18 protein-coding genes are annotated in these 13,595 nt (G+C 68.9%); 12 read left to right on the forward strand and 6 right to left on the reverse strand.

Annotated elements, in window-relative coordinates:
• Positions 1–153: 153 nt before the first annotated feature.
• The 4 genes from NO931_RS17065 (at position 154) to npdG (ending at position 2,612) form a co-directional block, all read left to right on the forward strand.
• The gene (locus NO931_RS17065; protein ID WP_256393568.1) at positions 154–1,044 is read left to right on the forward strand and encodes a TIGR01548 family HAD-type hydrolase; all 891 of its coding nucleotides are present in this window, start codon (positions 154–156) and stop codon (positions 1,042–1,044) included.
• Positions 1,045–1,079: 35 nt separating this feature from the next.
• Entirely contained in the window at positions 1,080–1,484 is a 405-nt protein-coding gene (locus NO931_RS17070) for a hypothetical protein (protein ID WP_256393569.1), read from the forward strand.
• Positions 1,484–1,870, forward strand: a complete 387-nt coding sequence (locus NO931_RS17075) for a hypothetical protein (protein WP_256393570.1) — start codon at positions 1,484–1,486, stop codon at positions 1,868–1,870. Before NO931_RS17070 ends, NO931_RS17075 begins: the two co-directional genes overlap by 1 nt.
• A gap of 73 nt (positions 1,871–1,943) precedes the next feature.
• The gene (npdG, locus tag NO931_RS17080; RefSeq protein ID WP_256393571.1) at positions 1,944–2,612 is read left to right on the forward strand and encodes an NADPH-dependent F420 reductase; all 669 of its coding nucleotides are present in this window, start codon (positions 1,944–1,946) and stop codon (positions 2,610–2,612) included.
• A 91-nt stretch (positions 2,613–2,703) separates the two neighbouring features.
• On the opposite strand, the gene NO931_RS17085 is transcribed toward npdG, so the two are convergent.
• Entirely contained in the window at positions 2,704–3,150 is a 447-nt protein-coding gene (locus NO931_RS17085) for a thioredoxin family protein (protein WP_256393572.1), read from the reverse strand.
• On the opposite strand from NO931_RS17085, the gene NO931_RS17090 reads away from it, so the two are divergent.
• The 4 genes from NO931_RS17090 (at position 3,149) to hisE (ending at position 5,062) form a co-directional block, all read left to right on the forward strand.
• Complete coding sequence (locus NO931_RS17090) at positions 3,149–3,325, forward strand: preprotein translocase subunit Sec61beta (protein ID WP_256393573.1); 177 nt, start codon at positions 3,149–3,151, stop codon at positions 3,323–3,325. The genes NO931_RS17085 and NO931_RS17090 overlap by 2 nt on opposite strands.
• A 164-nt stretch (positions 3,326–3,489) precedes the next feature.
• Entirely contained in the window at positions 3,490–4,113 is a 624-nt protein-coding gene (gene pdxT / locus NO931_RS17095) for a pyridoxal 5'-phosphate synthase glutaminase subunit PdxT (RefSeq protein WP_256393574.1), read from the forward strand.
• Between the two features lie 85 nt (positions 4,114–4,198).
• Positions 4,199–4,648 carry a bifunctional nuclease family protein gene (locus tag NO931_RS17100; protein ID WP_256393575.1) on the forward strand — a complete coding sequence of 150 codons (450 nt, stop codon included), beginning with the start codon at positions 4,199–4,201 and terminating at the stop codon, positions 4,646–4,648.
• A gap of 45 nt (positions 4,649–4,693) precedes the next feature.
• Positions 4,694–5,062, forward strand: coding sequence for a phosphoribosyl-ATP diphosphatase (hisE, locus tag NO931_RS17105; protein WP_375142081.1), 369 nt, complete (start codon positions 4,694–4,696; stop codon positions 5,060–5,062).
• A 148-nt stretch (positions 5,063–5,210) separates the two neighbouring features.
• On the opposite strand, the gene NO931_RS17110 is transcribed toward hisE, so the two are convergent.
• The gene (locus tag NO931_RS17110; protein ID WP_256393576.1) at positions 5,211–5,615 is read right to left on the reverse strand and encodes a DUF5518 domain-containing protein; all 405 of its coding nucleotides are present in this window, start codon (positions 5,613–5,615) and stop codon (positions 5,211–5,213) included.
• 109 nt (positions 5,616–5,724) lie between these two features.
• Between NO931_RS17110 and NO931_RS17115 the strand changes: the two genes are divergently transcribed.
• Positions 5,725–6,972 carry an AI-2E family transporter gene (locus NO931_RS17115; protein WP_256393577.1) on the forward strand — a complete coding sequence of 416 codons (1,248 nt, stop codon included), beginning with the start codon at positions 5,725–5,727 and terminating at the stop codon, positions 6,970–6,972.
• 5 nt (positions 6,973–6,977) lie between these two features.
• Here the strand turns inward: NO931_RS17115 and NO931_RS17120 are convergent, their stop codons facing one another.
• Together NO931_RS17120 and NO931_RS17125 are read right to left on the reverse strand one after the other, a co-directional pair.
• The gene (locus NO931_RS17120; RefSeq protein ID WP_256393578.1) at positions 6,978–8,033 is read right to left on the reverse strand and encodes a DUF7972 family membrane protein; all 1,056 of its coding nucleotides are present in this window, start codon (positions 8,031–8,033) and stop codon (positions 6,978–6,980) included.
• Positions 8,034–8,079: 46 nt separating this feature from the next.
• Positions 8,080–9,081: a two pore domain potassium channel family protein gene (locus NO931_RS17125; protein ID WP_256393579.1), complete on the reverse strand. Its 1,002-nt coding sequence runs from the start codon at positions 9,079–9,081 to the stop codon at positions 8,080–8,082.
• Between the two features lie 252 nt (positions 9,082–9,333).
• Between NO931_RS17125 and NO931_RS17130 the strand changes: the two genes are divergently transcribed.
• The gene (locus NO931_RS17130; RefSeq protein WP_256393580.1) at positions 9,334–10,326 is read left to right on the forward strand and encodes an NOG1 family protein; all 993 of its coding nucleotides are present in this window, start codon (positions 9,334–9,336) and stop codon (positions 10,324–10,326) included.
• Between the two features lie 64 nt (positions 10,327–10,390).
• Here NO931_RS17130 and NO931_RS17135 read toward each other — a convergent pair whose 3' ends face one another.
• Positions 10,391–11,770: a TIGR00341 family protein gene (locus NO931_RS17135; protein ID WP_256393581.1), complete on the reverse strand. Its 1,380-nt coding sequence runs from the start codon at positions 11,768–11,770 to the stop codon at positions 10,391–10,393.
• Positions 11,771–11,899: 129 nt separating this feature from the next.
• On the opposite strand from NO931_RS17135, the gene NO931_RS17140 reads away from it, so the two are divergent.
• Positions 11,900–12,346 (forward strand): pyridoxamine 5'-phosphate oxidase family protein, encoded by a 447-nt coding sequence (locus tag NO931_RS17140; RefSeq protein ID WP_256393582.1) that lies wholly within the window; start codon positions 11,900–11,902, stop codon positions 12,344–12,346.
• A 27-nt stretch (positions 12,347–12,373) separates the two neighbouring features.
• Here NO931_RS17140 and NO931_RS17145 read toward each other — a convergent pair whose 3' ends face one another.
• A complete protein-coding gene (locus NO931_RS17145) occupies positions 12,374–12,790 on the reverse strand; it encodes a hypothetical protein (protein WP_256393583.1) in 417 nt (138 codons plus the stop codon).
• Between the two features lie 141 nt (positions 12,791–12,931).
• Here NO931_RS17145 and engB point away from each other — a divergent pair, with 141 nt between their 5' ends.
• Positions 12,932–13,549, forward strand: a complete 618-nt coding sequence (gene engB / locus NO931_RS17150; protein WP_256393584.1) for a GTP-binding protein EngB — start codon at positions 12,932–12,934, stop codon at positions 13,547–13,549.
• The last annotated feature ends 46 nt before the right edge of the window (positions 13,550–13,595 follow it).

The raw sequence follows: 13,595 nt of genomic DNA on the forward strand, positions 1-13,595 counted from the left end.
CGCGGCCCGGCCCTCCCCCGTCGGTGCGCCACGGAGGCGCACCGGGCCGTGCGGTTGCGGTGGCGCGCGCCGTCGAGTCCTCTGAATCTAGAATGCCCGCCCGAAAGCGATCAATCCGACACGTCCTTACCCCCGCCGCGCGTCCCGCCCGACATGAACGACGACCCGAACGGCGGCCCCGATGCGGACGCGGTCGTGCTCGACATCGACGGCGTGCTGGTCGACGTTGCGGACTCCTACCGGCGGGCGATCGTCGAGTCGGTCGCGGCGGTGTACGGTGAGACGATCTCCAGAGCCGATATCCAGCGGTTCAAGGACGCCGGCGGGTTCAACAACGACTGGGAGCTCACGTACGCCGCGGCGCTGTACGTGCTGGCCGACCGCGAGGGGTACGACGGCGACCTCGCGGCGTTCACCGACGCGATCGCCGAGCGCGGCGGCGGCCTCGACGCCGCTGAAGCCGAAGCGCGCGAGCGGCTCGACGCCGACGCCTGGGCCCACGTCGAGGGGCGCTGGGACCCCGAGCGCCTCCGTGACGTGTTTCAGCAACTCTACCTGGGAAGCGAGCTGTATCGCGAACTCGAAGGCGGCGAGCCCGACTCCGAGACGCGGGGATACATCCACGACGAGCCGGTGTTGCTCGACGACGCGACGCGGGAGAAGCTGGTCGCGAAGTACGACGTCGGCGTCGTCACCGGCCGCCCCGCCGCGGAGGCCGAGATCGCGCTCGACCGCGCGGGCCTCGACGTTCCCGAAGACCGCCGCTTCACGATGGACGACTGGGAGGAGGGCAAACCCCATCCGAAGGCGCTGACGACGCTGGCCGATCGGGTCGACGCCCGGTCGGTCGCGTTCGTCGGCGACACGCTCGACGACGTCCGGACCGCGGTCAACGCCGCCGAGGCCGACCCCGACCGCGAGTATCGCGGCGTCGGCGTCCTGACCGGCGGGCTCACGGGTGACGACGGCCGTCGGAAGTACGAGGACGCCGGGGCCGCCGCGGTGCTGGAGTCCGTGAACGCGTTGCCGGAGTGGTTGGAGTAACAACAGTTTTGTCGGGCTGAAGCGTAGCCCGAAATATGCTGGATCCGCGCGACCGCCAGTTCGTCGCGACGCTTGGCTTCGCTGCGATGGTGGCCGTCCTCGTCGCCGCGCTCGCTCAGGAGCACGCAGGCGTCGATCGCTGGGCGCTCGGCGCGGTCGGCGTCTGGATCGCGCTGGTGCCGGTCGCGTGGAAACTGACCTACGGCGGCTTCGAGCGCTACGACGTCGCGCCGATGGACCTCTCCGATCTCGGGAACGCGGTGCTGTTCGGTGCGGTCGGTGCCGCGGGGCTGTACGCGGCGAGCAGGCTGGTCCCCGACGCCGTTCCGGGCTGGCTTCGGTTCGTCGTCCTCGTGGTCGTCGTCGCGCCGCTGTCGACGCGGGCGTTCGCGTGGGTCGCCGAGCGACTCCCCGGGGGCGACCCCGAGTACGCCGACTGATGATACGGGATCCTCGCGACCGGCGATTCGTCGCCGCGCTCTGTGTCGCCGTCGCGGCCTCGGTGCCGTTTGGCGTAGCCGCCGCCCGCATTCTCGATGTGGCTCACTGGGCGTACGCCGCCGCGGCGATACAGCTCGCCGCTGCGCCCGCCTGCTGGTGGCTCGCGTTCGTCCGGTTCGAGAATCCAGACGGGACGCCGATCGAACTGGGACAGGGCGGCCAGTTCGTTCTCCGGATCGGCACGATGGTCGTCGTCCTGACGACGGCCTACGTTCTCGCACCCGACCGGCTCCCCCAGTGGGCGCTCGCAGCGGCGCCCGCGGCGGCGGTCGGCGCGCAGCTGTGGTACTTCGAGCGCGCGAGCTGGATCGAGGTGCCGGAGTAGCGGCGGCGGTCCGGAGCGGGACCGCCGTTGCCGGTCACGCAACCCTTTTTGTGCGCTCGGCCAACTCACGAGTATGCGAATCGCGCTACTCGGCGGCACCGGCGACATCGGTCAGGGGCTCGCGCTGCGGTGGGCCTACGACACGAACCACGAGATCATCATCGGGTCGCGGGACCCCGAGAAGGCACGGACCAAGGCCGAGGAGTACGAGACGGAACTCGACAGCCGCGGCGTCGAGACGGGGATCAACGGGTTCGAGAACGCGATGGCGGCCGACCGCGCGGACGTGGTCGTGCTGGCGGTGCCGCCGTACCACGTCTCCGACACGGTCGACTCGATCGCCGATCGGCTCGACGACGAGACGATCCTCGTCTCGCCGGCCGTCGGCATGAAAAGCGACGAGGGCGGCCTCCACTACCACAAACCCGGCGCCGGCAGCGTCACCGCGGTCGCCGCCGAGGCCGCCCCCGAGGACGTGCCGGTGATCGGCGCGTTCCACAACCTCTCGGCGGATCGACTGGCGAATCTCGACGTGGAGTTCGACATCGACACGCTGGTCGTCGGCGACGACGCCGACGCCAAGGAGACCGTCGCCGCGCTCGCGGAGGCGATCGACGGCATCCGCGCGTTAGACGCCGGACCGATCGAGAACGCCGCCGAGGTCGAGAGCGTGACGCCGCTGGTCATCAACATCGCCCGCTACAACGACGGGATGCACGACGTCGGCGTCAAGTTCCACTGAGCGGCGTCGCGACGCCGCGCTACGGCGTCGATCGACGGCGCGGCCGCTGACGACGTGACGGCCGGAGAAAATCGAAGCTCCGTCGTCCGATTCAGGCGCCGGCCTGATCGAGCGCGCTCTCGATGTCGTCGCGCTGCGTGACGCCGACGAAGCGCTCGACGATGCCGTCGTCGTTCTCGACGATCAGCGTCGGCAGCGAGCGTACCTGGTACTCGTTGGCGACGTCTTGTTCCTCGTCGACGTTGATCTTCTCGACCTCGAAGCTGTCCCCGCGGTCGTCCTCGATCTCCTCGAGGATCGGATCCTGCGTCTTGCACGGCCCGCACCAGTCAGCGTAGAAGTCCTTCAGCGTTACAGTCATGCTGCTATCAACTGCTTTTCCCGTCGGTCGCGCATAAGGGTTTCCCACTCTGGCACGTCGCGTGCGAAACCGCCGAGAACGGCCCCATCGGTCGGTCCGAAAGCGCTGGCGCGATCGCTCTGCGGTGGCCGCCCCGGTCGAAAGGTTTAGTGCCTCGGGTACCGGAGGGACGATCATGAGCAGCGGTCAAAACTCCGGCGGCCTGATGTCCAGTGCGGGACTGGTCCGGTACTTCGACAACGAGGATCGAAACGCGATCAAGATGGATCCCAAGTCCGTCTTCGTCTTCGCGATCCTGCTGGGCATCGCGGTGCAGGCTCTGTCGGTCGTCCTCTACGGCATCACGATCTGAGGCGCTCGGGGAGCGGCCCCGGAGACGCCTGCGCTCACAGTCACCGACCGAGTTCTTTCGTGCGCCCGATCGACCAGCGGCATCGCCGAGCGCCCGCGTGGCGGCCGACGAGACGATGCCCGACGGCGCGGGGTTTTTGCGCGCCGGATCCCTACGACGGGTAGATGACACGCACTGCAGGCGTCGTCGCCGTTCAGGGCGACGTCAGCGAGCACGCTGGGGCGATCGAGCGCACGGCGGCCGCGGCCGGCGAGTCGGTCGAGGTCCGCGAAGTCCGGGAAGCGGGCGTCGTGCCCGACTGCGATCTCCTGGTGCTGCCCGGCGGCGAGTCGACGACGATCTCCCGGCTGCTCGCGCGGGAGGGGATCGACGAGGAGATCAGCGCCCACGTCGCGGCCGGCAAGCCCGTGCTGGCGACCTGCGCGGGGCTGATCGTCGCGTCGGCCGATGCGCGGGACGACCGCGTGGCGACGCTGGACGTGCTCGACGCCGCCGTCGAGCGCAACGCCTTCGGCCGCCAGAAGGACAGCTTCGAGGCGCCGCTCTCTGTCGAGGGGCTCGACGAGCCGTTCCCGGCGGTGTTCATCCGGGCGCCCGCCATCGCCGAGGTCGGCGACGATGTCGAGGTGCTGGCGTCCGTCGAAGGCCGGCCGGTCGCGGTGCGGGACGGCCCGGTCGTCGGGCTCTCCTTTCACCCCGAACTGGTCCCCGACGATCGACTCCACCGGCTCGCGCTGTTCGAGGCGCCCGCCGCGACGCCGGAGACGGACGCCACCACGACGCGGTAGGAGCCCGACGCCGCAGCCAGACGCCGCGTCGCCGAGGATTCCCCGGGAGCGTGGACTTTTCTCCCTGGGGGTCCTCGCTGTAGGTATGAACGCGACCATCGACGCCGTCCGGGTCGCCGGCACCGAGCAGGGGCCGGTCGCCGTCGTCGTCCTCGCGGTCGAAGCGGAGAGCGACGTTCTGCCGATCTTCATCGGGTTCGAGGAGGCCGCGAGCATCGCCCGCGGCGTCGACGCCGAGGACATCGGCCGGCCGCTGACCCACGACCTCCTGCTGGACGTGGTCGAGGAGCTCGGCGGACGGGTCACCCGGATCGTCGTCGACGACGTCGAGGACGGCACGTACATCGCCGACCTCCACGTCGACACGCCCCGCGGCGAGACCGTGATCGACGCCCGCCCGAGCGACTCGCTGGCGCTGGCTGCCCGAACGAACGCGGACATCGAAGTCGATCCGTCGGTGTTCGCGGACGGCGCCCAGCCCGCCGCCGAGTTCGCCGACCTCGACGAGATTCAGGACGTCGCGGAGCTGGCCTGAACCGAGACCGGCCGCCTTTTTATCGGTCGACGCGTCGGTTCGGACATGACCGACGACACCGGCGAAGACGCCGCCGCTGGTTCGACCGCTGACGCCGCCGACGAGGCTGGCGTCGATGCCGCCGACCCCGGCGCTGACGTGCTCGACGAGCTGTTCGCCGTCATCGAGGACCGCAAGGAGACGCTCCCCGAGGATTCGTACACGGCGTCGCTGTTCACCCACGAGAAAGGCGAGAACGCCGTTCTGGAGAAGCTCGGCGAGGAGACGACCGAGCTCGTGCTGGCCGCGAAGGACGACGACCGCGAGGAGCTGGCCCACGAGGGCGCCGACATCGTCTACCACCTGCTCGTGCTGCTAGCGATGAAGGACATGGATCTGGCCGATCTGCGAGCCGAGCTGGCCGAGCGTCGGTGAGCGATCACGGAGTGATCGCGAACGTCGAAAGACGAGCGGAGCGAGTCTTTGGGGAGCGAGACGAACATCGTCCGAGTGTGAGTCGACAGGTGGTCAGCGACTCCGCGAACTCGATTCCCACCCGTCGCTGACAAAGCACCCCGTACTGTCACCGCGTCGCGGATCGGCGCCGCTGCTCGCCGTCTCCCGCGACCGCCGCGCCGATCGCGCCCGCGACTGCGCTTTCGAGCGCGACGATCATCGAGAACGCGATGACGGCGAGTGCGAGCACCAGCCCGCCCAGCGACCCGATCGCGGCGCCGACCGGCCCGCCGACGAAGCCGAGGACGGTCAGCCCGAACCACAGCACGACGGCGGCGACGATGCCGCCGAGGCTTCCGGCGACCAGTCCGTGCCACGCGCCCGACGAGAGGCTCCCGCCGGCCATGTAGCCGGCGACGAAGCCGCCGACCAGGCCGGCCGTGAGCTGTCCGAGGCCGGGCACGACGATGCCGACCGCGCCCAGCACGGTGATCACGAGAAATCCGACGACCGCCGCGCGCCAGTTCGTCATGCGAGTCGGTACGAGTTCCGGGCTGAAAACGGTGTCTGGAACCCGGTCGGCGCCGCGGCCGACACGTCGTTTCACTAGACTAATGTGACGGACGGACGCATCTCCGTCCATGCCGGACAGCCCCGACCCTCCGGACTGGATCGTCGAGCAGCCAGGACTGACGGCGTTCGCGCTGCTGAGCAGTCTCCTCGCGCTGTTCGTCCTCCTGCCGTACCTCCAGTACGTCCTGTTCGGCGTCGTGCTCGCGTACATCCTGCTGCCCGTCCAGCAGCGCCTCGAACGGCACGTCAACCCGACGTTCGCGGCGATCGCGGTGGTGATCGCCACCCTGCTGGTCGTGTTGCTCCCGCTCGTCTACGTTCTCTCGATCGCCGTCGAGCAATCGATCGAGCTCGTCGACGCGATCAGGCAGGGACAGCTCGACGTCGCGGCGATCGAAGCCGTGATCGAATCGGGCGGCTACCCCGTCGACCTCGTCGACCTGTACGAGTCCAACCAGGGCCGGATCGCGTCGGCGCTCCGGCAGGTCACGATGGGGGCGCTCGGCCTCGTCGGGACGCTGCCGGGCATGTTCATCGGAATCACCGTCACGCTGTTCGTCCTCTTTGCGCTGCTTCGCGACGGCGAGGGACTCGTGGCGTGGATCCAGTGGGTCCTGCCGATCGACGACGAGATCCTCGACGAACTTCGCGCCGGGCTCGACGAGCTCATGTGGGCGTCCGTCGTCGGGAACGTCGCCGTCGCCGCGATCCAGGCGGTGATGCTCGGCGTCGGGCTGGCGGTCCTCGGCGTCCCCGCGGTCGTCTTTCTCACCGTCGCCACGTTCGTGCTGACGCTGCTTCCGCTGGTCGGCGCCTTCGGCGTCTGGATCCCGGCCGCGGTGTTTCTGGCAGTCACGGGCAGCCCGACCAGCGGGGCGGTGCTGGCGGTCTACGGGCTGCTCGTCACCTTCTCCGACTCGTATCTCCGGCCGGCGCTGATCGGCCGCACCAGCGCGTTCAACTCGGCGATCGTCGTCGTCGGCATCTTCGGCGGGCTGGTCGTGTTCGGCGCCGTGGGGCTGTTCGTCGGCCCCGTCGTCCTCGGCGGCGCGAAGATCACGCTCGATTGCTTCGCGAGAGAGCGCACCGGGCGACCAGTGCCGGACGCCGTCGCCGAGGCGGAGCCGGACGCCGAAGCGGAATCGGACGCAGGCGGGGCGTCGGCGGGCGACGTCGACGCGGATTCGGCGCCGAGTGACGCCGACGAAGGGGCGGGCGGCGGCGAGCGCGACGACGACGCGGAGCGGGACGATGGAGCGGAACGCGCCGACAGTACGGTGGGCGACGAGGCCGACGACGACGCCGCCGACGAGTGAGCGCGTCAGTCGGAACGCTCGCCGTCGTAGCTGACCTCGAATGGCCCTTCGTCGGGATCTTTCTGGGGCACCATCGGGCCGATCTCGGCCGTTCGTCTGGTCAGCGTCGCAGTCCGGAGGATGTAGGCCCCGAGCAGCAACAGCGGGACGAAGACGATCGTCGCGAGCAGCGAGGTCACGTACGGTAGATAGGCGGCGTCGATCGCCAACCCGCCGAGATCGCCGTAGATGAGCGGGATGAGCGAGGCGGCCAGGATCGCCGGGAGGCCGAGATAGACCGTCAACTGCGAGAACCGGGTGAGCTCGCGCTGGAGGTAGATCGTCTTGAAGTGCGCCTGCGCGGTGCCGAACAGCTGTAACGCCTCGACCAGCTCGTCGAACGCCGCGGCCTCCCGCTCGGACAGCTCCGCGGCGTCGTTTTGCAGGTGTCTGGCGCCGTAAAGCTGCACCCCTTCCTTGTACTCGACCGCTGCCGAGAGCGCGTCGTACGCGGACACGTCGACTCGGTTGAGACGTTCGTCCGCTCGCTCGGCGCCGGCCGCGACGCTGTCCGCGTAGCGAGTGACCAGGGAGCGATACTCCTCGTTCTCGTGGTCGGCGACCGCGTCGGCGAGCGTATCGGCGCGGTCCTGGATCGCGGCGACGATCAGTTCGAGCATGCGCGTCGGTTCGGCCGGCGTCGCCGGTACGCCGGTCATGTCCGCGACGTCCTGACGGAACGTTCGGACGCCGGAGAACCGATCGCGGAACTCGCCGGCGGGCGAGAACTCCTGGGAGAGGATCAGCTGGTTGACCGAGACGACCAGCGTGACCAGCGAGAACGTCCCGGCGATCATCCCGCTGGCCATCCGAGTGACCGAGTTGGCGTTCGTAAAGGAGATCGCGTCGGCGGCGTGCAGCCCGATCAAAAACAGGTACACGAGCACCGCGCCGCAGGCCGTGAGCACGAGCCGGTCGCCGTCGATCAGCACCCACTGGACGGCCCGGCTGCGGGACTTCCGCTGGACGCCGAAGAAGTCCTCGGACGACGCTCCCGACCCATCGCCCGCTGACGAACCCATAGGTGGAGCAAGGTCGAACCGGGCAAAAACCGTTGGCCCACGGTGCTTAGTCGGCGTCCAGCGGCGGCCAGTACCAGGCGTCGGCCTCGACCAGCGCGAGCAGTCGTCGCCGGCGCTCGTCGATGTCGTCGAGCGACTCCGCGAACGCCTCGTCGGAGACGGTCGGGACGCCGGCGTCGCGGAGTCGGTCGAGTTCGGGCGATCGGGGCGTCCGGTCGACGGGGTCGATGAACGCCTCGTCGAGCGTCTTGAGGTAGTCGTCCGTGCTCGATCGGGCGGCCTGAACGAGCGCCTCGTTCGGGCGGTGCTCCTCGGGGACGCCAAAGCGCAGCAGCGTCAGCGCGTCGTCGAAGACGGCGACGGCCACGGTCGAGGCGTCGGTCCCGCCCTCGCTGTGGTAGTAGTGGAGGACCGGGTAGGACTTGTGCTGCTCGGCGAGGCGACCGATGTCGGAAGCGAGTTCGTTCAGCGGCAGGTCGAGCCGATCGAGATCGTCGCCGTCCCAGCCCGTCCGGACGAACGCCTCGCTTCGTTCGCCGAGCCCGTGGACGCTGCTGGCGAACGACCGCTTGTCGGCGACGGCGCCGAGCACCGAGAGGATGTACGAGACCGCCAGCGTCGCGAACAACATCCCGCTGGCGGTCGTCAGCCCGGACGCGATCTGCCAGAGCTCGCCGTGGGGCGAATAATCGCCGTTCCCGTCGGTGAACATCGTGTACGCGACGTAGTAACCGCGTCCGACCCAGTTGGGGAATCCTCCGTGCCGCGTGCTGAGTAGCGCCGTCTCGCTGGCGCCGAACAGCACCGTCCAGCCCGCCCAGAGGAGCCCGATCCACGCGAACAGCGTGAACACGAGGATGAGCGGCCCCGCGAGACTCAGAATGCGAGGGTGATCGCTGCCGACCGCTTTGAGACCGCGCCACGTCGCCGTCGACAGCCGGGCCGAGATCGGGCCGGCGCCGCCGTCGACCCACAGCGCGGTCCAGAGGAGATCGACCGTGGCGGCGACGATCAGCGCGACGCCGAGGGCGAACAGCGCGACGTTCACGCTACCACCTCGCACGACGTGCGCGCCGTCCGGGCGAACGGATCGCCGGCCGACGCGAACGCGGCGGACACCTGAACGGCGATGCGACCGGCTCTGGTCCGACCGGCAGACGCTCCCACCACGTGGTAGTTTCTCCACGGAGCGAGGGAAAAGCGCGGGTGGTCGCCCTGCCCGTCGACGGGCGCCCGGCGCGTTCGCGGCGCACGAGCGCCGAAAGACGCCCTTTTATAGCCAGCGCCGCTAGGGGTCGCTATGATTTTCGAGGATCTTCCGACGACGCCCACGTCGGAGGAGCTGATCGACAAAGCGTTCTCGCGGGCGGCGCGCTCGGGCCGGTCGAAGCAGGGCCGGGAGGCCCAGGAGTCGATGACCCAAACGGCGACGAACATCCTCTCGGACAACCTCCAGAACGTCGTCACGGAGTGGCCGGATTTCGACGACGTGGATCCGTTCTACCGCGAGCTCGCGGACGCCATCGTCGACGCCAGCGACTACGGCGTCGACGCCGGCGGGGTCGACGCGCTGCGCCAGAGCCTTTCGGAAGTAACGTGGGCCAGCCGCCAGACCCGCCAGATCGGCGAGGACGCCATGGCGAAGATGCGCAAGGCCGACGTGGACCTGGCGCGCAAGCACCGCAAGCAGGCGTTCGCCCGGATGGCCGACGTCGTCGAGGACGTCTCCGAGAACCTGCTGCTGATCAACGAGGCGCGCAACGACCTGCGGGACCTGCCCGAAATCAACCCCGACGAGCCGGCGATCGTCGTCGCAGGCTACCCCAACGTCGGCAAGTCCAGTTTCGTCAACGGCATCACGCGAGCGCGCAACGAGACCGCCGAGTACCCGTTCACGACGAAGGGGATCGGCGTCGGCCACTTCGAGCGCGACCGCGTGCGCTACCAGATCGTCGACACGCCCGGCCTGCTGGATCGGCCGCCGGAGGAACGCAACGAGATCGAGTCGCAAGCGGTCTCGGCGCTGGAACACCTCGCGGACTGCGTGCTCGTGTTGCTCGACGCCAGCATGAACTGCGGCTACCCGGTCGACGTTCAGCTCGAACTACGCGACGCCATCGCAGAGCAGTTCGGCGACGCGCCGGTCATGACGGTGTGTAACAAGTCGGATCTCTCGACCGACGTCGAGGCGGACCACTACATGAGCGTCGAGACCGGCGAGAATGTCGAGTCGGTCGTCGACGCCGCCGTCGAGGCGATCGACTGGGAGCAGGAGCTGCCGTTCGAGCGGTAGGCGCGCGAACGACTGCAACCTTTCTGCGAGCAGAGTACTGTCTCCGAACCGGCAAGCGACCGGTCTACGCGACCGTTCCGGAGTACGAACCCTGTCCGATCGCGGCGTCGCGTTCGCCCGCCAGTCGCGGGTCGAACTCCCCGGTCGCTCCGCGTTCGTCGACGTCGATGTACCGGACCTGCACCGCGACCTCGCGCTCGGAGTGCTCGTCGACGACGGCGTAGATTTCGTCGGTCACCGCCGACCGCGAGGCGGCTTCGTCCGTTCGTCCGACGGTGACGATCACCCGCTCGTGGTGGCGGAACGGGAAGTCCTCGGTCATCCGAACTTCGGTCGAGAGCAACTGGTACTCCTCGTGGGCGGGGTCGTCCAGTAGCTCGTCGAGGTCGTTCTGGACCTCGGTTTCGAACGTCGCCGTCTGGAACGCGGTGACCGAGGTGCCGACCAGAAAGCTCGACAGGACGATCATCGCGACCGCGAACAGGGCGGCGTTGCGGAGGAGTTCGCGCTGGGCGGCCGCCTCCTCGAACCACTGGTCCGGCCGGTAGCCCATGTACCACAGCGTCACCAGCCCGGCGAAGTTGACCGACGTGATGTTGACCAGCACGAGCACGGTCGATCCGAGACCGGCCAGCGGCAGCCCCCACGCGAGCGCGATGCCGGCCGCGGCGGCGGGCGGGATCAGCGCCGCGGCGATCATCACGCCGACCAGCGCGGTCGAGACGCCCGTCGAGAGGCTCAACACGCCGGCGACGCCGGCGCCCAGCGCGATAATCAAGCTGAGCAGGTCCGGTGCGAGCCGCTCGTTGATCTCGCCGATGCTGGTCAGCGTCAGCCCCGGCGGTACCAGATGGGCGGTCTTCAGAACCCACGCCAGCACGGCCGAGCCGGCGATTGCCAGTCCGACCCCCAGCGCCTGATAGACCAGCCCCTCGCGGACCATCTCCTCGTCGTTGACGACCGTCCCGACGCTGGCGCCCAGCGCCGGCCCGATCAGCGGCGCGATCACCATCGAGCCGACGACGACCGCCGGCGAGTCCAGCAACAGCCCCGCCGTCGCGACGAAGGCGCTGATCAGCGTCATCGTCACGTAGATCCAGAACGTCGGCGTCATCTCGTCGGCTTCCGTCCTGAGCTCCTGGCGGGAGATCCGGTCCTCCTCGACGTCGTCGGTAGCGTACTTCTCTTCCAGTCGGTCGAACTTCCGAGAGATGACGGTCTCGGCGTCGACGACCACCGTGTACGCGTCGTCGGAGATACCCTCCTCCTGCAGCCTGTCCAGCACCGGCTCGACGGCGTTGGCCGGCAGCGGGAAGTAGACGACGCCGGTGAACTCCCGGCCGCTCGTCTCGTCGGTGACGACGTAGTCGATCTCCTCGTCGTCGAGCGCGGCGAGAATCGTCTCGCGCTTGCCGGCGGGAATCGTCAGCTGGACGAGTCGCACGTTGGGCCGGAAGACCCCGACGCTCAAATAGATCCGGGGTCCGAACCGGGTGGCGGCGTCCAGTCGCCGACGAAAGGGACGCCGTCTCGGCGCGGTAGATTCTTCGGGCGAGCGTTCGAATCGGGCCCCATGCGCGTCGTCGAGAACACGATGGACGTTTCGATCGAGAGCCTGCTGGAGCGGCCGCTGTTTTGCTTCTTGGCCTCCGTTGACGACGGCCTGCCCCGGGTATCGCCGCTGTGGTATCTCTGGGAGGACGGGACGGTCTGGATCATGGCCGACCGCGAGAAGACCTACGTCAGCCGCGTCGAGGCGACGCCGGAGGCCGCGCTGGCGGTCGTCGAGTTCCTGCCGGGGTCGGGCGTCGTGCGCCACGTCGGCTTCCGCGGGCAGGCGTCGGTCGAGCCGTTCGCCCTCGATCGGGCGAACCGACTGTTGCAGCGCTATCTCGGTCCCGACCCCGAGAGCTGGGACGACCGGTTCTTGCCGCCCTGGAGCGATCGCTGGTGTTTCATCCGGTTCGAGCCGGAGACGGTCGTCGCGCGCGACCAGAGCTACGATATCGGGCTCGCGTAGCGGCGTCGGGCGCACAACGCTGGGCGATCAGAGCGTCGAAATCGACGCCCGCTCGCCGAGTCGCAGTTCGTCGAACGTCTCCCGGGAGACCGTCGGCCCGGAGCAGTCGCCGTCGGACGAGCCCGGCGATTCGCAGATGTTGACGATGAGTTCGTAGGGACCGTGATTCTCGTCGAGGTACGCCGCGGCCTCGTCGTCGATTTCGATCGGGAGTTCGGTCGGCAACGGAGCGTCCTCTTCGGGGAGCCTCGCGGACAGTTCGCCGTCGTCGAGCGACCACGTCGCGACGGCCCCTTCGGCGTCCGATCGATCGGGATCGACGCGGCCCCAGACCTGCTTGGTGACGACGGTCCCGCTCGTCCGGAGGTCGAGGGTTTCGAGGCAACCGGCGCTGCCGGCGAGGCCGGTCGTCGCTGCGACGGTGAGGAGGGTGCGGCGGCGCATACGCCGCGGTATTCGTGTCATCGGTTAGTCTTTTCCGTTCCGGCGGCAGCCCGAAGCCGGCTCGCGGAGAGCACGCCCGGTGGCCGGAACGGTTCGGGCGCGAACGCGACCCTTTTCCCCGGTGCGCGCCAACGCCGCGGTATGTTCGAAAACCGCCCGAACTGCTCCGACGAGGTGATTCTGGTCGGGCGCTCCAACGTCGGGAAGTCGACGATCATGCGGGAGCTGACGGGCCACAGCTTCGAGACGGGCGGCAAGCCGGGCGTGACCCGCTCGCCGAACCACTACGACTGGTCCGGCGACGACTTCATGATCACCGACCTCCCCGGCTTCGGCTTCATGTCCGGCGTCCCCGACGACGTCCGCGAGCAGATCAAGACCGACATCGTCCGGTACGTCGAGAACAACGCCGACAACATCTTGGCGGGAATCCTCGTGCTCGACGGCAAGTCGGCGGTCGACATCATCGACCGCCACTCCGGCGAGGACGAGATCCCCCACGACGTCGAGATGTTTCACTTCCTGCGCGACGTCGGCGTCCCGACCGTGGTCGCGGTCAACAAGATGGACAAGGTCGACGACGAGGACGAGCGCTTGAGCGACATCTGCGACCGGCTCGGGCTGTATCCGCCGTGGAAGCAGTGGCAGGACACGATCGCGCCGATCACGGCGAAGCGAGGGTCGATCGAGCCGCTGGAGGACGCCGTGCGCGGCCATCTGGAGGACGCGAAGCGGGACGATCTGAAGAAGTTCTTCTAAGACTCGCTGGCGCGACGCCAGCGACCGGTTTCGGACGCGCCCGCGG

This window comes from Natronoarchaeum rubrum (assembly GCF_024494695.1).